At 68.2% G+C, this 17,526-nt stretch carries 17 protein-coding genes; 13 read left to right on the forward strand and 4 right to left on the reverse strand.

The window, feature by feature from the left end; translation table 11 throughout:
- The first annotated feature begins 8 nt into the window (after nucleotides 1-8).
- From E5679_RS12310 to E5679_RS12325, 4 genes are all read left to right on the forward strand, one after another.
- Entirely contained in the window at nucleotides 9-1,784 is a 1,776-nt protein-coding gene (locus E5679_RS12310; protein WP_138416250.1) for a sulfatase, read from the forward strand.
- A gap of 49 nt (nucleotides 1,785-1,833) precedes the next feature.
- Nucleotides 1,834-3,183 carry an MFS transporter gene (locus E5679_RS12315; protein ID WP_138416252.1) on the forward strand — a complete coding sequence of 450 codons (1,350 nt, stop codon included), beginning with the start codon at nucleotides 1,834-1,836 and terminating at the stop codon, nucleotides 3,181-3,183.
- A 104-nt stretch (nucleotides 3,184-3,287) separates the two neighbouring features.
- Nucleotides 3,288-5,555, forward strand: a complete 2,268-nt coding sequence (locus tag E5679_RS12320) for a beta-glucosidase family protein (protein ID WP_138416254.1) — start codon at nucleotides 3,288-3,290, stop codon at nucleotides 5,553-5,555.
- 57 nt (nucleotides 5,556-5,612) lie between these two features.
- Entirely contained in the window at nucleotides 5,613-6,422 is an 810-nt protein-coding gene (locus tag E5679_RS12325; RefSeq protein WP_138416256.1) for a hypothetical protein, read from the forward strand.
- Here the strand turns inward: E5679_RS12325 and E5679_RS12330 are convergent.
- Both E5679_RS12330 and E5679_RS12335 read right to left on the reverse strand, forming a co-directional pair.
- Nucleotides 6,415-6,996, reverse strand: coding sequence for a hypothetical protein (locus E5679_RS12330; protein ID WP_138416258.1), 582 nt, complete (start codon nucleotides 6,994-6,996; stop codon nucleotides 6,415-6,417). The genes E5679_RS12325 and E5679_RS12330 overlap by 8 nt on opposite strands.
- A gap of 78 nt (nucleotides 6,997-7,074) precedes the next feature.
- Complete coding sequence (locus E5679_RS12335; RefSeq protein WP_138416260.1) at nucleotides 7,075-8,205, reverse strand: alcohol dehydrogenase catalytic domain-containing protein; 1,131 nt, start codon at nucleotides 8,203-8,205, stop codon at nucleotides 7,075-7,077.
- Between the two features lie 61 nt (nucleotides 8,206-8,266).
- Here E5679_RS12335 and E5679_RS12340 point away from each other — a divergent pair, with 61 nt between their 5' ends.
- Nucleotides 8,267-8,938 (forward strand): catalase family protein, encoded by a 672-nt coding sequence (locus tag E5679_RS12340; RefSeq protein WP_138416262.1) that lies wholly within the window; start codon nucleotides 8,267-8,269, stop codon nucleotides 8,936-8,938.
- 4 nt (nucleotides 8,939-8,942) lie between these two features.
- Here the strand turns inward: E5679_RS12340 and E5679_RS12345 are convergent, their stop codons facing one another.
- The gene (locus E5679_RS12345; protein WP_138416263.1) at nucleotides 8,943-9,803 is read right to left on the reverse strand and encodes an NAD(P)-dependent oxidoreductase; all 861 of its coding nucleotides are present in this window, start codon (nucleotides 9,801-9,803) and stop codon (nucleotides 8,943-8,945) included.
- Between the two features lie 106 nt (nucleotides 9,804-9,909).
- Between E5679_RS12345 and E5679_RS12350 the strand changes: the two genes are divergently transcribed.
- Complete coding sequence (locus tag E5679_RS12350) at nucleotides 9,910-10,242, forward strand: TfoX/Sxy family protein (protein WP_138416265.1); 333 nt, start codon at nucleotides 9,910-9,912, stop codon at nucleotides 10,240-10,242.
- A gap of 18 nt (nucleotides 10,243-10,260) precedes the next feature.
- On the opposite strand, the gene E5679_RS21280 is transcribed toward E5679_RS12350, so the two are convergent.
- On the reverse strand, nucleotides 10,261-10,875 hold the full coding sequence (locus E5679_RS21280) for an excalibur calcium-binding domain-containing protein (RefSeq protein ID WP_249336101.1): 615 nt from the start codon (nucleotides 10,873-10,875) through the stop codon (nucleotides 10,261-10,263).
- A 328-nt stretch (nucleotides 10,876-11,203) separates the two neighbouring features.
- On the opposite strand from E5679_RS21280, the gene E5679_RS12360 reads away from it, so the two are divergent.
- The 7 genes from E5679_RS12360 (at nucleotide 11,204) to E5679_RS12390 (ending at nucleotide 17,424) form a co-directional block, all read left to right on the forward strand.
- Entirely contained in the window at nucleotides 11,204-12,187 is a 984-nt protein-coding gene (locus E5679_RS12360; RefSeq protein ID WP_138416267.1) for an ABC transporter ATP-binding protein, read from the forward strand.
- 1 nt (nucleotide 12,188) lies between these two features.
- Nucleotides 12,189-13,811 carry an ABC transporter permease gene (locus E5679_RS12365; RefSeq protein WP_249336102.1) on the forward strand — a complete coding sequence of 541 codons (1,623 nt, stop codon included), beginning with the start codon at nucleotides 12,189-12,191 and terminating at the stop codon, nucleotides 13,809-13,811.
- Nucleotides 13,808-14,266, forward strand: a complete 459-nt coding sequence (locus tag E5679_RS12370) for a GbsR/MarR family transcriptional regulator (RefSeq protein ID WP_249336103.1) — start codon at nucleotides 13,808-13,810, stop codon at nucleotides 14,264-14,266. The genes E5679_RS12365 and E5679_RS12370 overlap by 4 nt, the downstream gene beginning before the upstream one ends.
- Nucleotides 14,267-14,428: 162 nt before the next feature.
- Nucleotides 14,429-15,079, forward strand: a complete 651-nt coding sequence (locus E5679_RS12375) for an SDR family oxidoreductase (RefSeq protein WP_138416269.1) — start codon at nucleotides 14,429-14,431, stop codon at nucleotides 15,077-15,079.
- A gap of 25 nt (nucleotides 15,080-15,104) precedes the next feature.
- Nucleotides 15,105-15,662, forward strand: coding sequence for a dihydrofolate reductase family protein (locus tag E5679_RS12380; protein ID WP_138416271.1), 558 nt, complete (start codon nucleotides 15,105-15,107; stop codon nucleotides 15,660-15,662).
- A complete protein-coding gene (locus E5679_RS12385; RefSeq protein ID WP_249336104.1) occupies nucleotides 15,659-17,032 on the forward strand; it encodes an FAD-binding oxidoreductase in 1,374 nt (457 codons plus the stop codon). Before E5679_RS12380 ends, E5679_RS12385 begins: the two co-directional genes overlap by 4 nt.
- Nucleotides 17,033-17,064: 32 nt before the next feature.
- Nucleotides 17,065-17,424 carry an iron chaperone gene (locus E5679_RS12390; protein ID WP_138416273.1) on the forward strand — a complete coding sequence of 120 codons (360 nt, stop codon included), beginning with the start codon at nucleotides 17,065-17,067 and terminating at the stop codon, nucleotides 17,422-17,424.
- Nucleotides 17,425-17,526 lie beyond the last annotated feature (102 nt).

A 17,526-nucleotide genomic window follows, 5' to 3' on the forward strand; every position in this document is an offset into this window, starting at 1 on the left:
GGACCCTCATGCGGGCCATCATCCTGATGTTCGACAGCCTGAACCGTCACATGCTGTCGCCCTACGCGGACACGCTTGTGAACGCGCCGAACTTCGCACGGCTCGCGTCCAAAGCCGTGACGTTCGAGAACTTCTACGCGGGCTCGATGCCGTGCATGCCCGCCCGGCGCGAGATGCACACCGGCCGCTACAACTTCCTCCACCGCTCCTGGGGCCCGCTGGAGCCGTTCGACGACTCGATGCCGGAGATGCTCAAGCAGGCCGGTATCCACACGCACTTGGTCTCCGACCACCCGCACTACTGGGAGGACGGCGGCGCAACCTATCACCCGCGCTACACGACCTGGGAGTTCTTCCGCGGCCAGGAGGGCGATCCATGGAAGGGCGTCGTCCAACCCCAGGTCGAGGGCGGCGGCGACTGGCGCGCGGGCATGAAACGCCAGGACCTCGTCAACCGCTCCTACATGCCGACCGAGGCCGAGCACTCACAGACCCTCACCGTCGACGCCGGAATCCACTTCATCGACACCAACCAGGCCGCCGACCAGTGGATGCTGCAGATCGAGCTCTTCGACCCGCACGAGCCGTTCTTCACCCACGACAGCTACAAGGCGCTGTACCCGCACGAGTACAGCGGTCCCGAGTTCGACTGGCCCGGCTACCAGCGTGTGACCGAGCCCGAGGAGCAGGTCGAGCACGCCCGCTATGAGTACGCCGCGCTGGTCTCGATGTGCGACAAGTCCCTCGGCCGCGTCCTCGACGCCATGGACGAGCACGACATGTGGAAGGACACCCTCCTCCTCGTCAACACCGACCACGGCTTCCTCCTCGGCGAGCACGGCTGGTGGGCCAAGTCCGTCCAGCCGTGGTTCAACGAGCTCGTCCACCTGCCGATGTTCCTCTGGGACCCCCGCACCGGGGGCCGGGACACCCGCCGCGGCGCCCTCGCCCAGACGATCGACATCGCCCCGACGATGCTCAAGTACTTCGGGCTCGAGCCGACGCCCGACATGCAGGGCCGGGATCTCGCCGTCGTCCTCGAAGACGACACCAAAGTCAGGGAAGCCGCCCTCTTCGGTATCCACGGCGGGCACGTGAACGTCACCGACGGACGCTACGTGTACATGCGCGCGGCCGCCGACGCCTCGAACACCCCGCTCGAGGACTTCACCCTCATGCCCACCCACATGCGCTCCCGCTTCACCGTCAAGGAGCTCGAGGCCTGGGAGCCCGCCGAACCGTTCACGTTCACCAAGGGCCTCCGCACCATGAAGGTGCACACCAAGTCGCTCATGAACCCGTGGTCCCACGGCACCTTGCTTTTCGACCTCGAGACAGACCCGCAGCAGGAGCACCCCTTGGAGGACGACGACGTCGAACTCCGCATGGTGCGCCTGCTCGCCGAGCTGATGCACACCTCGGATGCCCCGGCCAGCCAGTTCGCGCGACTGGGACTCCCCTTCGACACGCCGCCCACCGAAGACCACCTTCTGGTGCGCCGTCAGGCCGAGCGCGCCTCGGCAGCCCTCGAGCTGCTGCCGCCGCTGGCCCACTTCCACGCCGACGGCTCGGTCCTGGAGATCCCGATCCTCGAACTCCTCCAGGACCCCGACCGCCGCACCGTCCTCGAGCGGCACCTCCCGCACCTCGTGGCCACCGAGCTGGTCAACATCCCCGCCCAGCTCACGCTCTACCAAATGGCCCGCGTCACCCCGATCCCGCTCGTGACGCTCCGCGCCCTCGCTGAAGAACTCGCCCCCGTTCCGACCCCCGCTGCTCTCTGACCCACCCCGCGAAACCTCACATCCCTGCCAACGCAGACAGGACCACACCATGGACCTTCAGACCAACGTGCCGCCAGCCGCTCCCGCCGAAGGCGAGGCGAAAGCCCGCCACGTGCCCCACCGCTGGCGGAACCTCGCGGTGCTCACCGGCGTGAGCATCGTCGACAACACCGAGGCCGGCCTCACCTCCACGATCTTCCCCTCGATCGCCGCGGCCCTGAAGCTGCAGAGCAGCCATCTCGGCCTGCTCGCCGCGCTCGGCAAGATCATCGGCGTGCCCGCAGGACCGGCCTGGACCTGGCTAGCAGGGAAGATCGGCCGGCGCAACACCCTCATCGCGATCACACTGACCGGCGGCCTGTTCGGTGCGGCAGCCGGCTTCGCCCAGGACTTCACACAGCTCCTGATTTTCAACGGGCTCATGTCCGCGGCGATGGTGGGCGGCGGCCCGATCGCCAACGCGATCCTCGCCGACTCGTTCGACGACGCCAATCGCGGCAAGGCCGTGGGCTACTTCTACGGGTTCATCAGCCTGGTGAGCTCGTTTGTCGGACCCGTGCTGGCACTGTTCACCGGTCTCTCGAATGGCTGGCGCTACGGCATGTGGACAATCGGCGGGATCTGCGTCCTCGCTGGCTTCCTCGTCGCGGCCCTGTACCGGGACCCGGGCATCGGTGCCGCGGAACGGCAGCTCGCCGACCTCTCGGAGAGCAAGCGCCACCTCTCACGCGTCACGGTCAAGTCCGTGCTCTCGATCATGAAGGTGCCCACGTTCGCGATCATGATGCTCTCCCGCCTCCTCTCAGGCCACCTGCTCATCGCGATCTTCGGCATCCAGTTCCTGGTCACCGAGCGGCACTTCACCAACGCCGTCGCAGCGACCGTCCTCATCCCGTTCGGTCTCGCCTACTTCGCCGGAACCGTGGGCGGCGGGTGGTTCCTCGCCCTCTTGGACCGCGCCGTGCCGCACCACGGACGAGTTGCCTACATTCAGGGCGCGCAGCTCTTCTTCGCGGCCGTCGCCTTCTTCGGGACGCAGTTCCACTATGACGGGATCGGCATCTACGCGATCTTCTGGGGCCTCATGGGCTTCGGCCAAGGGCTCAACCCGTCCGTGAACCGGTCCATTGTCGCGGCCGTCATCCTTCCCGAGCTTCGGGGTCAGGCGTTCGCGATCTTCCTCGCGATCTTCGAGACCATCGGCTGGGCCATCTTCTCGCTCGGTGCCGGCGCGCTCGCTGCGAGCCTCGGCATCCAGGCCGTGTTCCTGGGGACGCTCGTGATCCTCATGGTCATCAACGCCGTAGTGCTCACCGGCCTGTACGTGACGTACCCCCGCGACGTCGCGCGTGTCACCGACACCCTCGAGGCCCGGCGCCAGGAAGCCCTCGGGCTCTAACAACTTCTGTTCCTCCCCCATCGCTTGCGCCGTCAGGTTTACAGGGTGGGCGCACCCTGCAAACATGACGGCGCAAGCAGAGAATTCCTCGCTAAGGACGGCCCATGAATGCTTCGCCCGACTCCCATGCCGATAAGCTCGCTTCCCTGTCGTTGGAGGAGAAGGCGTCCCTGACTTCGGGGGCCGACTTCTGGAACACGAAGGCGGTCCCGGGGGCCGGGGTGCCGGGGATGCTGCTCACGGACGGGCCGCACGGGGTGCGCCGCCAGGCCGAGGGCGATGACCATGTGGGCCTGAACGCGAGCGTGCCGGCCACGTGCTTCCCGCCCGCGGTGGCCCTGGGCTCGACCTGGGACCCGGAGCTGCTCCAGCGGATCGGGGCCGCGCTCGGGGAGGAGGCCCGTGCGGGCGGGGTGTCGGTGCTGCTGGGGCCCGGGATCAACATCAAGCGCTCACCGCTGGGCGGGCGGAACTTCGAGTACCTCTCCGAGGACCCCGTCCTGACCGGGGAGCTCGGGACCGCCCTCGTGGCCGGCATCCAGTCGAAGGGCGTGGGGGCGTCGCTGAAGCACTTCGCGGTGAACAACCAGGAGGCCGACCGGGTGCGGGTCAGCGCCGACGTGGACCCCCGGCCCCTGCGGGAGATCTACCTGCGGGGGTTCCAGAAGGTCGTCACCAAGGCCCAGCCCTGGACGGTGATGTGCTCCTACAACAGGATCAACGGCGTCTACGCCTCCGAGGACCCCTGGCTGCTCACCGACGTCCTGCGCGCCGAGTGGAGCCACACCGGCCTGGTGGTCTCGGACTGGGGCGCGGTCAACGACCGGGTGAAGGGCCTGGCCGCGGGGCTGGACCTGGAGATGCCCTCCAGCGGCGGCGCCACGGACGCCCAGATCGTCGAGGCCGTCAAGAACGGCGCCCTCGACGAGGCGGTGCTGGACACCGCGGCCCGGCGGGTGCTGGAGCTGGCTGACCGCACCGAGGCCGCCCGGCGGGCCGGCGGGTCGTATGGCGCCGACGCGCACCATGCCCTGGCGCTGGAGGCGGCCCGGCGCAGCATCGTGCTGCTGAAGAACGAGAACAGCTTCCTGCCCCTCGACCCGCAGGCCGCGGGCCGGGTCGCGGTCATCGGCGAATACGCCCGCACCCCCCGCTATCAGGGCGGGGGCAGCTCTCTGGTGAACCCCACCAGGCTGGAGAACGCCCTCGACGCCATCACCGAGATCGCGTCCGGGGAGGTGGTCTTCGCCCCCGGCTACACCGCCGCCCAAGACGCCCCCGACAACGCGCTCATCGCCGAGGCCGTCGACGCCGCCCGCGCCGCCGACACCGTCATCCTGTTCATCGGCTCCGAGCTGGAGTCCGAGGGCTACGACCGCACCGGCATCGACCTGCCCGCCGCGCACCGGGCCCTCCTGGACGCGGTGCTGGAGGCGAACCCGTCCACCGCCGTCGTCCTCTCCAACGGCGGCGTGGTCCAGACCGCCGGCTGGGACCACAGGGTCCCGGCCATCCTGGAGGGCTGGCTGCTGGGGCAGGCCGGCGGCCCCGCCACCGCCGAAGTCCTCTTCGGGCTCGCCAACCCCTCCGGCCGGCTCGCCGAGACCATCCCGGCACGCCTGCAGGACACCCCCTCGTATCTGGACTTCCCCGGCGAGTTCTCCCACGTCCGCTACGGCGAGGGCCTCTACGTCGGGTACCGGCACTACGACGCCCGCGACATCGAGCCCGCCTACCCCTTCGGCCACGGCCTCTCCTACACCGCCTTCTCCTATGCGAACCTCCTGGCGACGGCGGACGACGGCGGCGGCATCACCCTCCGCGTCGAGGTGACCAACACCGGGGACCGGGCCGGGCACGAGATCGTCCAGGCCTACACCTCCCTCCCCGGGTCGGCGTTCGTGCGGCCCCTTCGGGAGCTCAAGGGCTTCGCCGCCGTCCACCTCGACCCGGGCGAAACCGAGACCGTCGAGATCCGGATCCCCCGCGAGGACCTGGCCGTCTGGCACCCCGTCCTCGAGAAATGGGTCCTGGAGGGCGGGGAGTACACCGTTGAGGTCGGGGCCTCCTCCCGCGACCTCCGCCAGACCGCCGTCGTCGGCCTCGACGGAGACGACCTCACCCTCCCCCTCGGCCCCGGCTCCACCCTCGAAGAATGGCTCGCCCACCCCACCGGCGGCCCAGCACTCAGTGCCATCCTCGAGGACGCCGCGGCCTCAGGGAACCAGCTCGCAGCCATGCTCACCGACCCCGAAGGCCGCGCCCTCATCGGAAACTTCCCCCTCAAACGCCTCGCCGCCTTCCCCGGCAGCCCCCTCACCCAGGACGCCCTCGGACGCCTCCTCAACGACGCGTCGGGAGATGTGCAATAAGGCGCGGGCACATCCCCAGGAGAGGTGCCGGGGCCTCCGATCCTCCACAATTGCGGGATGGGTGACCATCTGCGCAGCGGAGAGGAGCTGGACCGGAAGGCGACGCTGAAGCGGCTCTCGGTCGCACTGGCGGTGCGCGGCGTCTTCGCGGGGGTCGGGTTGCTCGAGGGCGAAGCCGGCTTTGGCGATTTCGCCGCAAGCCCCTCCGCCGGAGAATTGCAGGAACACCGCTATTCGGTGCACGTCGAAGCAGTGATCACCAAGCTCGAGCAGGCCAATGGCCCGTACCAAATTCAGGCTTGCTTCACACTTTCGCGCGCCCTGGCCCTCGTCGCTGACCCGGAGAGCGCCATCGTCGAGTTCTACAAGCTCATCGAGCTGTACATCAAGCACCTCGCATGGACGGGCGCCCTCGACCCCGGGGCCGCGAAGAATGTCCTCGTCGACAAGATCATCTTCTCGAAGCGGGTCAAGGACAGCCTCAGGGTGCACAAGGTCCTCGACGAGGAGACGCTGGACTTGGCGTACCGAATGAAGGAAGTCCGGAACAAATTCATCGGCCACGGAGGAATGCGTCCTCCGCTCGGAGAGCTATTCGGGGATCCCGAGGGCTACGGGCAGCTCTTGGAAGGGTCGGCATTCAAATACGACGCGGACCTGAAATTCGGCTCGGACTTCTTCGAGCGCGTGCGGAATGACGTCATGCTGATGGCGACCTTCCTGTTCACCAAAATGCAGGGCATCGAGCCCTACGTCTGCGTCACGTCCGAACGGCTCGCCCACAGCAGCAAGCGTGTCATCGACGTCCTCACCCGCGCCGGGCGGTCTGGATCGAACCCGATCCAGACCTCTTCACCGCTTAGCTGACCGGGGCAGGAACGACATAGGCGAGGTAATCGCCGTCGGCCACTTCGAAACCGAATTCCAAGCCGTACTTTGTCAGGGCGGTCTTCGCCGCTTCGTATTCAGGGCTGCCGGGAGCCGGCTCGCCGTCGACTTGGAGGGGCTTGGCCTGCTGGATCACCAGCCCAACGGAACGGCCGATCGCTCCGAGGACGGCACGCAGCACGTCGTGCCCAATGTGTTCCCCACGGAATTCGGGAGCAATATCCAGAGTGGAAACGAACATCACGTCACGGCCGGCACTCTGTTCGAGCGCCTGGAGAAGATCAGGGCGCCTCTGCACGAGCATCTCGGCCACGTCCTGCAGCTCTTTGCTGAACGCCTCGAGCAGGTCGACGCGGCCAGGTTCCGGCAGGATGTAGGCGACCACCTGCCCTACTTGCGCATCGACATCGCCGTCAGCCAGATCGCCGTCGACCATCGCCGTGGTGACGTTGACCTCCCACAGCTGAGGGTAATCCTCGGGGGCTTCGTCAGGGACACCCGCGGAGACCATACGGCACTCAAGAATCAGGTCCTGCGGATCGAGCTTCTGCACTGAGACCACCTGTTCGAAACGTCGGCAACGGCTTCGATCCTATGCCGTCCCGCTGTGCTCGGCTACGGAGCAGCCGTCTCAGTTCGCCCCGCCACCGAACCTGACGACCTGCCGGATCACCTGCCCCGAGGCCAGCGCATCCATCCCCTCGTTGATCTCCTCGAGCACGATCTCGCGGGAGACGAGCCGCTCGAGCGGCAGCCGGCCGTCCCGCCAGAGTTGCTCGAACACGGGGATGTCTCGCTTGGGCAGGGCCGAACCGAGGTAGCTGCCCACGATGGTCTGTGCCCGGGACGTCAGCTGGAGGGGCTCGATGGCGGCGGTGGCACCCGGTGCGGGCAGCCCCACGGTCACCAGGGTGCCGCCGAGACCCACGAGTGCGAACGCCGTCTCGAAGGCCCGCGGGTGCCCGACCGCCTCGAGCACCACGTCGGCCTCAACCCCATGCTGCGCTGCCTCCTCCGGAGTCCATGCCTCGTCCACGCCCCACTCGCGTGCCGTCGCCAGCTTGGACTCCTGCGCATCCACCGCCACGACGCGACTTCCCACCGCGAGCGCCGTCAGCAGTCCCGCCATGCCCACTCCCCCGAGGCCGACGACGGCGACCGTCGACTCTGGCGTGATCCTCCCGGCGTTGAGGAGCGCGCCGCCCCCGGTGAGCACAGCGCAGCCGAGCAGCGCGGCGATAGCAGGCGGGACGTCGTCGCCCACGGGTACGACGGACCGCTCGTCGACGACGGCGTAGGTGGCAAAGCCGGACACGCCGAGGTGATGGGCGACGTCGTCCGTGGCTCGCCTGAGGTGACGCGACCCGGTGAGGAGGGTCCCCGCCGCATTCGAAGCGCTGCCCGCCGAACACGGCAGGCGCCCATCCGTCTGGCATGCGGGGCACTCGCCGCAGCGCGGCAAGAAGGTCATGACCACCCTCTGCCCCGTGCCCACCGACTCGACGTCCGGCCCCACCTCCTCGACGATCCCGGCAGCCTCGTGACCCAGCAGCATGGGCAGGGGGCGCGGGCGCGAGCCGTTGACCACCGAGAGGTCCGAGTGGCAGAGCCCCGCGGCCTCGATGCGGACGAGGAGTTCGCCCGGGCCCGGGCCGGCGAGCTCGAGCTCGTCGATCGTAATCGGACGGCTCGTGGCGTACGGCGGCTCGGCTCCCGAGACGTTCAGGACGGCGCCGCGGATAGTTCGGGTCGAGTCCGGCAAGGATCCTCCTTAGACGCACCTATCGTTCCCTCGCGCAGTCTCGCATGGAAGACTCGCAAGCGTGACGCATCCGACCGACCTCTTCGGACAGCTGTTCGCCGCCGCCTTCGACGTCCTCAAGACCTTCCGGCCCCGCCGGCCCATCCACACCCAAGGCGTCCTGCTGTCGGGGACCCTCGAACGGCTGGGAAGCGGTGAGCCCTCTGCGATCGCGTTCCTCGACACGCCGGGCACCACCCCCGTATCGGCGCGGCTCTCGCGCTCGCTCGGGCTGCCGATTTCCTGGCCGGACATCATCGGCCTCGCCTTGCGCCTGCGAACGGACGACGGCGACGCGGACGTCCTGCTGGCATCCACCGGCTGGCGCGTCCCGGCCAGGTTTGCCCTGACGGCGCACGCGACGGCCGGGGTCGCTCGGTTCACCTCCCTCATGCCGTACCGCAGCCCCCGCGGCCCGGTGATCCTCGGCGCCCGGACGACGAGCGCGGATCCCGGGGCTCCGGGCCGCTTCCGGCCTGACACGGTTTGGCAGCTCGACCTCTATTGGGCGCGGCCGCTCGGGCCCTGGAGAAAGTTCGGATCCCTCCGGCTTGTCCCGGAGCTCGACGCCGAAGGCCGAGTCGAGGACACGCGGGCGCGCTTCGACCCGCTGCTCAACATTCTCCCGACCGCCGGCACCTACCCGTGGACTCGCCGGCTCCGCGAGCACTCGTATCGGCTCGCGCGCCGCTAGATCCTTACGGGAGGAAAGCCCGGACGACGGCGGCCAAGTCCTCGGTGCCGTGGTCGCCGTCGACCGCCTCTTGATAACGGCCGACCAAAGCCTCCATGATCTCCGGCCGCGCCCCCGCGTGTTCCATCGCCTCGAGGATGAGATGGCCGTCCTTCGTTGCGCCCGCTAGCGGGAAGGCCGGCGGGAACTCGCCGGCCACCATCGATTTGCCCTTCAGCTGCACGTAGGGCACGTCGAGCGCGCCGCCCTTGATGGTGTCGAGGAAGAGCTGCGGGTCAAGGCCGAGCCGCTGGGTCAAATCGATCGCTTGGGCTGTGGCGCCGACGAGCGAGAGCACGAAGGAATTCGCCACGAGCTTGAGCCGCTGGCCGTCGCCAGGCATGTCGCTCACCCAGATGGTCCTCGAGCCGACGGCGTCGAACACGGGGGTCACTCTGTCGCGCAGCTCGTCAGGGCCAGCCGCGAGCACCGTCAAGGCGCCCTGCTCCGCGGGCTGCCTTGTCCCCAGCACGGGCGCGTCCACCAGTGCGATGCCGTGCTTTCCCGCCCGCTCTGTAAGGCGAGCGCCTGCCGCCAAGCCGACGGTGCTGCTCTGAATCCACACGGCGTCGCTGCGCATCGCTGGCAATGCTTCCTCCATGACCGCCTCGACGGCATCGCCGTCGAAGAGCATGGTGAGGACCACGTCCGACGACGACACCGCCGAGGTGACATCGTCCGCTACCGTCGCGCCCGCCTCAGCGAGGGGCTCGGCCTTCTCGTGGTGGCGATTCCAAACCGTCACGTCAAAGCCGGCCTTGATGAGATTCCGGGCCATCCCGCTGCCCATGATCCCGGTTCCGAGGACGGTGATGGTGCTGCTCATTTCGTACCTCCGAATCTCTGATACGACCCACGGAAGCTCCTCCCCTCGCCAGCCGCGCCCAAACTTCCCACGCCAAGAAGCCAGTGCCCATGCAACGATGTGGACCATGGCCTTCGATGAAGAACTCGCCTCCAGAATTCGCGACATCCTGACCGGGAAGACAGATTTCACCGAGAAGAAGATGTTCGGCGGCCTCGCCTTCCTGGTCGGCGGGAACATGGCCGTGAGTGCGAGCGGCCACGGAGGGATGCTGCTGCGCGCCGACCCCGAGCAGAGCGACGAGCTGTGCTCGCATGCCGGGGTGGAACGCGCAGTGATGCGGGGCCGCGAAATGGACGGCTGGCTGCGCGTAGCCGACGACGCCATCGCCTCCGAGGAGGAACTCGAGCGGTGGGTCCAGGTCGGCGTCGACTACGCGAGCTCGCTGCCGCCGAAATAGCTCAGGAGTGAACCGCCGTTAGCGTTCGCACGCAACGCCGTCGTGGTCGGCGTCAAGGCCTGAGCGGTAACCGGGCTGCCCTGCGTACAGGGGCGCAGCACCGGCGGCCCGAGCCGCGGTGCAGTTGGCGTAGTACACGCTCGCCGGCGCCTGCTGTTGCGGCGCTTGTTGCTGCGCTTGCTGCTGGGCTGCCTGCTGTTGCGCCGCCTGCTGCTGTGCCTGCTGCTGGGCGACGCGGGCCGCCTCGGCCTGTCGCGCCGCTTCCGCTTGTTGCGCTGCGGCGTCGGCCTGGCGCTTTGCCTCCGCCGCTGCCGCGTCACGCTGGGCCTGCAGCTGGTCGGCGGCGGCCTTCGTCATCCAGACGCGTTTGCCGTCCGAATTGTCGATGCACGTCAGATCAACGCTGCCGAAGGTGTAGCGACCTCCCACCGCAGTGCACGAGTCGCCGTCGGCATACAGCGCCACGACAACCGTTTTCGTGGTCGTGGGGCACGGAGTCGATGACGTGCTCGCTGGCGCCGTGGACCCAGCCTTAGCGGCATCGGCGGAGGCGGATGCCTTGACCGTCGCCGTGACCGTTGGAGCCGGCGACGGACAGCTCAGCGTGGGAGTCGGCGAAGCCGTTGCAGCCACAGCGGCAGGAGCCTTGCTCGAAGATGCAGGAACAGCGCAGCCCGCTGCTCCCACGACGGCGCCAGCAATCAGAAGCGAAAGCGCGGCGCGAAAAATGACAGCATTATCCCCGATTGTCATGAACTTTCCTCCCCCATCAAGCCTCTTCACGGAGGCCGAAAAGTAGCAATGTCAGGAACATAACTTGTCTCTGCGCTTGTGAATACATGTCTGACACTCTCGGTTCAATGACGGTTTTGTCGAAAGCTGTCCACAACTCCCCTGCGGTCGCTCTGCAACGGTCTTCGGAACCTTCACAAATTTCTGAAACAAGCGCACACTGATCGCTATGGGTACCGTCATCCAGACGACCGATCTGCACAAGAGCTTCGGTCAGGTCAAAGCACTCGACGGCCTCGATCTCGAGGTCCGTCAAGGCGAGATCCACGGCTTCCTCGGCCCGAACGGCGCGGGAAAGTCCACGACGCTGCGCATCCTCCTCGGACTCGCGCGCGCGTCCTCCGGCGGCGCAAGCGTCCTCGGGAAGGACCCCTGGGCGGACGCCGTCGAACTCCATCGCCGTGTGGCGAGCGTCCCCGGCGATGTCAGCATTTGGCCCAATCTCTCCGGCGGCGAAGCGATAGACCTCATTTCGCGGCTCCGCGGCGGCGACGTCAACGGGGCATATCGCCAACGCAAGCAGCACCTGTGCGAACTCTTCGATTTCGACCCGACGAAAAAGGGCCGGGCCTATTCAAAGGGCAACCGCCAGAAGGTTGCGCTCATCGCTGCCCTCGTCACGCCCGCCGAGCTGTACCTCCTGGACGAGCCGACGAGCGGCCTCGACCCTTTGATGGAGGCGGTATTCACCCGCGAAATTCACCGCCTCTCACGGGAGGATGGCGCCACGGTGCTCCTCTCGAGCCACATCCTCTCCGAGGTCGAGCAGCTTGCCGACCGCGTGAGCATCATCCGGTCGGGCAGGATCGTCGACGGCGGCACGCTCGACTCCCTGCGCCACCTCACCCGCACGGAGATCTCGTTTGCCCAAGACAGCGTGGACACGAGCGCCCTCGCCGCTCTGGACCAGGTCCACGACCTCACCGTCACCGAAGGCAGGATCAAGTTCGGCGCAGACTCCGACCGCGTGCACGAGGTCCTCCCCCTCCTCGGCAGCCTCGGCGTCAAAGGCCTCCTGGTCGCGCCGCCGTCGCTCGAGGAACTGTTCCTGCGGCACTATGGCGATCAAGTCGCCCCAGCGCCCGGTGAGCCGACGCACGACGGCGCCCCGCACCGCCGTCGTCATCGCACCGTGGCCAAGACGGGAGCCTGAGATGACCACGGTCTGGATCTTGTACCGCCAGCGGCTGCGGCGGGATCGCTGGCAGCTGCTCAGCTGGGTCCTCTCGATAGCCGTGCTCGCGTGGTTCGCTGTGGAGGCCATCACGAAGACGTTCGGCGACGAGGCCTCGCGCGCGCAGGTTCTGCAGCTCGCAACGGCCACGCCCGCGATCCTCGTGCTGCGCGGCCTAGCCCGCGGGCCCGCGCAGGACGCCTTCACGTTCTTCGAGATCTACGCATTCCTCGCGCTGCTCGCAGGGTTCATGAACACGTTCATGGCGGTGCGGCACACCAGGGCGGAGGAGGAGTCGGGCCGGGCGGAGCTCGTGACCGCCACCGCAGCCGGCCGGTGGGCACCCCTCAGCGCGACAGTGCTGCACGGTCTGGTCGCCAACATCGTCCTCTCGGCTGCTGTGGCGCTCGGGTTCATGGGCGGCGGCCTCAACCCGGCGGGCTCGGTCGTGGCAGGCCTGGCGACGGGCGCCGTTGGCCTGGCGTTCCTCGGTGTCGGACTCCTTGCCTCGGAATTCTTCAGCACGTCGCGGGCTGCGAACGGCATCTCCTCTGCACTGCTGATGGTGGCCTACCTCCTGCGCGGCTTCGGCGACGCCACCGGGCACGTGAGTCCTGACGGCATGACCATGACCGCCGCGTGGCCCAGCTGGTTCTCGCCTATTGGCTGGGGGCAGCAGACCTTCGCCTTCACCGGCGACCGCCTCTGGCCGCTCCTGCTCGCGATGGGGCTCGCGGCGGCGTGCGTGGCCGTCGTCGTCCTCATCATGGCGCGTCGGGACGTCGGCGCCAGCGTACTCGCTGGGCGCTCGGGGCGCGCAGACGCCCGGTCGTGGCTCCGCGGTCCGTTCGCCCTCGCGCTCCGGCTTCAGGAAGGGGCGATCATCGGCTGGTGCGCGGGCGGGTTCGCGACGGGCCTCATCACAGGCTCACTCGGCTCGGCAATCCAGTCCACGTTCACGAACAATGCCTCAGTCACCGCCGCCCTCCGCCAGATGGTCCAGGCGCAGGGCACCTCGATGACGCAGCTCCTCATCGCGGCACTCTTCGAGGTCGGCGGCGTGCTCGCCGCGGCGTGCGGCGTCCAAGCCGTCCTGCGGCTTCGGCAGGAGGAGGCAGCCGGGACGGCAGAGCTGGTCCTCTCCGAACCGTTGGGCCGCGTCCGCTGGATCGGGAGCTTCATGGGCCTGGGCGCCGTTTCGGTAGTGCTTGTCATGGCGTTCACGGCGCTGGGCGCGTGGCTGTCGCTGGTGGCCTCGGGCGACACTTCGAGCGCCGTCGGGGATGTCTGGGCCACGGCGCTCGCGCAGCTTCCGGCCGCCCTCATCTACTTGGCGCTCCCGGCCGTGGTCTTCGTCATCTGGCCGCGGGCCACGATCCCGTTGGGCTGGGCGTTGCTGGGAGTCGGCGTGGTGCTCGGGATCTACGGGGGGATGCTCGGCCTCGACCGGAAGATCGTTGACCTCTCGCCGTTCACCCACACGCCCGTCGTCACAGGCGGGGGCACGGACTGGAGCGGCGGCTTCTGGATGCTCGGGATTGCCGCCGCGCTCGCAGCACTCACGCTCGCGGCGGTGCCGCGGAGGGAGGTGGGGAACGCGTGAGCGAGGCGATGCCGGCCCCCGCCGAGACCTCGGCCGCCGTCCTCGCGGCTGCCGGGTTCCCCAAGATGCCAGCCCGCGCGCTCATGGCGCTGGTCGTCTCGGAGGAAGGCTGGCTCACCGCCGCCCAGCTCGGCGAGGTGCTCGGCGCGAGCCCGGCAGCCGTCTCGGGCGCGGTGCGGTACCTGCAGACCGTCGGGTTCGTGCACCGCGTCTCGCAGCCGGGCAGCCGACGAGACCGCTACGCGCTCCCCGACAACGCGTGGTACGTGGCCTCGCTCCGCCAGAACCCCGTCTACGAGCGCCTCGCGGACCTGGCCGACGCCACGGCGGCCGCCCTCCCCGAGGATTCGGGGGCGCGGGCCCGGGTCAACGAGATGGCGAGCTTCTACCGCTTCCTCATGAGCCGGCTGCCCGAGCTCCTGGACGAGTGGGAGCAGGCTCGAGTCGAGGCCTAGCGACGTTGACGCGCTCCCGTCCGATTGTTTGTTCCCAATCGGTCGGGACCGCGGCGCGTTGCGCGAGACACGGCTCTCGGACCTCTAGAAGTGGACGGGAACGCTGGCTAGCGTGACTCGTGGGCCGGTGATCAACCGGAAGGGCACGGAGGGAGCGCACTTATGGCACGGATTGCCATCGTCGGAGGGCACGGAAAGGTGGCCCTTCGACTCGAGCCCCTGCTTGCCCAGCGGGGAGACGCGGTAAGCGCCATCATCCGGAACAGAGAGCACACCAAGGATGTCACGACAGCCGCGGCTCATCCCGTCGTTGCCGACGTCGAGCAGCTCGACACGCAGAGGCTTGCCCAGCTGTTCGAAGGTCACGACGCCGTGGTGTGGTCGGCCGGTGCCGGGGGCGGCAATCCGGCGCGGACGTATGCAGTGGACCGAGACGCTGCGATCCGCTCGATGGATGCAGCGGCGCAGGCCGGCGTCGGGCGCTACGTGATGGTGTCGTATCTCGGCTCCCGCCTGGACCACGGCATCTCCCCCAACAACTCGTTCTTCACCTATGCAGAGGCCAAGGCGGCCGCAGACGAGTATCTGCGCGGGACGTCGCTGGACTGGACGATCGTCGCTCCGAGCGCGCTCACTCTGGAACCGGGGACAGGACGCATCGAGCTCGCGGACCATTCTCGGAGCGGGAAGGTGAGCCGCGACGATGTGGCCGCCGTGGTGGCGGAGGTCCTGAAGGCTCCCAACACGATCGGGAAGTTCGTCGGCTTCAACCAGGGCGAGACGCCCATCGCCGAGGCGCTTGCTTCACTCTGACCCCATCACTCTGGAAGGAGGGCCGTTGGCCAAGCTCATCTACACCGCGATCACGTCCGTGGACGGCTACATCGCTGATCGCGACGCGCAATTCGGCTGGGCGGTCCCGGACGAGGAACTGCACCAGTTCGTGAACGACTTGGTGCGCCCGGCAGGCACGTACCTCTACGGCCGGCGGATGTTCGAGGTCATGCAGGTCTGGGACGACCCGGGCTTCGCCGAAGGCGGCACCCCTGCTGTGCAGGACTTCTCGCAGCTGTGGCGGAAGGCGGACAAGGTCGTCTTCTCCGGAACCTTGGAGGAAACGACGACTGCGCGCACTCGCATCGAGCGCAAGTTCGACCCCGCGGCCGTGCGTGAGCTCAAGGAGTCGGCGAGCGCGGACATCGAGATCGGCGGGGCCGGTCTGGCCGCCGCGGCCTTCGCGGCGGGCCTGGTCGACGACGTCCACCTGTTCCCTGCCCCGGTGGCAGTGGGCGGCGGCACGGCGGCGCTTCCCGACTTCAGGGTGGACCTTGAGCTGCTTCACGTCGGCCAGTTCGGGAGCGGTTTCGCGCACCTCCATTACCGGGTGCGGCATTGACCGTCGTGGGTTCCGCGCAGGTCATTGAGGATCTGGTCGCGGCGCTGCCGGGGCTCGTCGAGACCGACCCCGAGCATCTCGAGCCTTACACGTACGACCGCTCGGGCCACCGCGCCGTGGGACTGCCGCTCGCCGTAGTTCACCCCCGCAGCATCGAGGATGTCCAGGCGGCGTGCCGCATCGCCTCCTCGACGGGAACGGCCATCGTGACGCGAGGCGCTGGCACTGGGCTGGCGGGCGGGGCGGTCGCGGGGCCGGGCGAGATCGTCCTGTCGACACGGGACATGGACCAGATCCTGGAGGTCTCGCCGGAGAACCGCCTCGCCGTGGTCCAGCCCGGCATCCTCAACGGGGACCTCAACCGGGCACTTGCCCCCTATGGACTGTGGTGGGCGCCGGATCCGTCCAGCAAGGACATCTCGACGGTCGGGGGCAACATCGCCATGAACGCCGGCGGGCTCCTGTGTGCGAAGTACGGGGTGACCCGCGAGGCCGTCCTGGCGCTCAAGGTGGTCCTGGCGGATGGCCGCCTGATCTCTGTAGGGCATCGCACCGTCAAGGGCGTCACCGGGTACGACCTCTGCGCCCTCATGATCGGGTCCGAGGGCACACTCGGTATCGTCGTCGAATGCACGCTCAAGCTGCAGCCCGTCGTCGTCGGCGACACGGTGACCATCGGCGCGTTCTTCGAGTCCGTCGAAGCCGCCGCTGATGCAGCACTCGCGGTGACCAGAGCGGGCTTCGTTCCCGCCATCATGGAGCTCATGGACCGCCGCACGCTGGAGTGCGTCAGCCGCTTCACGGGAGAAGACCTGATAGGCCGCGGCTCGGCATACCTCCTCGTCCAATGCGACGGCCAGGGCGCCATCGAGACGGCTCAACGCGTTGCGGACCTCCTTCGTGCGGGCGGCGGCAGCCCCGAAACCACCATGGACCCGGTCGAGTCGGAGCGCCTCCTCGATCTCCGCCGCAAAGCCCTGCCCGCCATCGAGACTCTGGGGACCGTCCTGGTCGAAGACATCGCGGTGCCCCGCAACCGCCTGAGCGAAGCCTTCGCGTTCGTGAGGGAAACCGAGGAGCGTTACGGACTCATCATCCCCACCGCTTGCCACGCGGGCGACGGCAACCTTCACCCCACGTTCGTCTTCGAGGGCGACGAGGTCCCCCAAGCTGTGTGGGAGGCGGCGGGCGACCTCTTCTCACAAGCGCTCGCCCTCGGCGGAACGCTCACCGGGGAGCACGGCATCGGCCTGCTCAAGCGGCGGTGGCTCGCGGACGAGCTCGGACCCGACCAGTACGAGCTTCAGCGACAGATCAAGGCCGTCTTCGACCCCGCGAACATCCTCAATCCCGGCAAGGTCTTCGGCTGATTTCCCGGACTTCCGGTGGGATGATGTGCGGCATGGGAACGGTCGCCGAGTATCTGGATAGCCTCTCCGGGCCGAATCGAGAAGTTCTCGAGCGTGTGGTGACGGTCGCGCGCGAAGTGGCCCCGGAGGCTGTCGAGGGGACGAGCTACGCCATGCCTGCGCTGCTGGTCGATGGCAAGGGGCTCTTGAGTGCCCTCGAGACCAAGAAGCACCTCGCCGTCTACCCCTTCAGCGGCAAGGTCCTGACCCAGCTGGCGGCCGAGCTCGAGGGCTTCGACTGGGCCAAGGGGACCCTTCGATTCTCGGCGGAGCACCCGTTGTCGGACGAGCTGGTCCGCCGCATCGTCCAGCTCCGTCTCGCCGAAATCGAGGCCAAGTCGGCGCACAAGTGATGCTCTGAACGGTGCTGCGTGCCCTTCGGCTGGACTCCCCAGCCGTTAGTCGCTACGTCATCTTGCCGTGATCTAATTCTGGGGTGCCCACACCCCCGCACG

It is taken from the genome of Sinomonas gamaensis (assembly GCF_005876955.1).
GTDB classification, from domain to species: domain Bacteria; phylum Actinomycetota; class Actinomycetes; order Actinomycetales; family Micrococcaceae; genus Sinomonas; species Sinomonas gamaensis.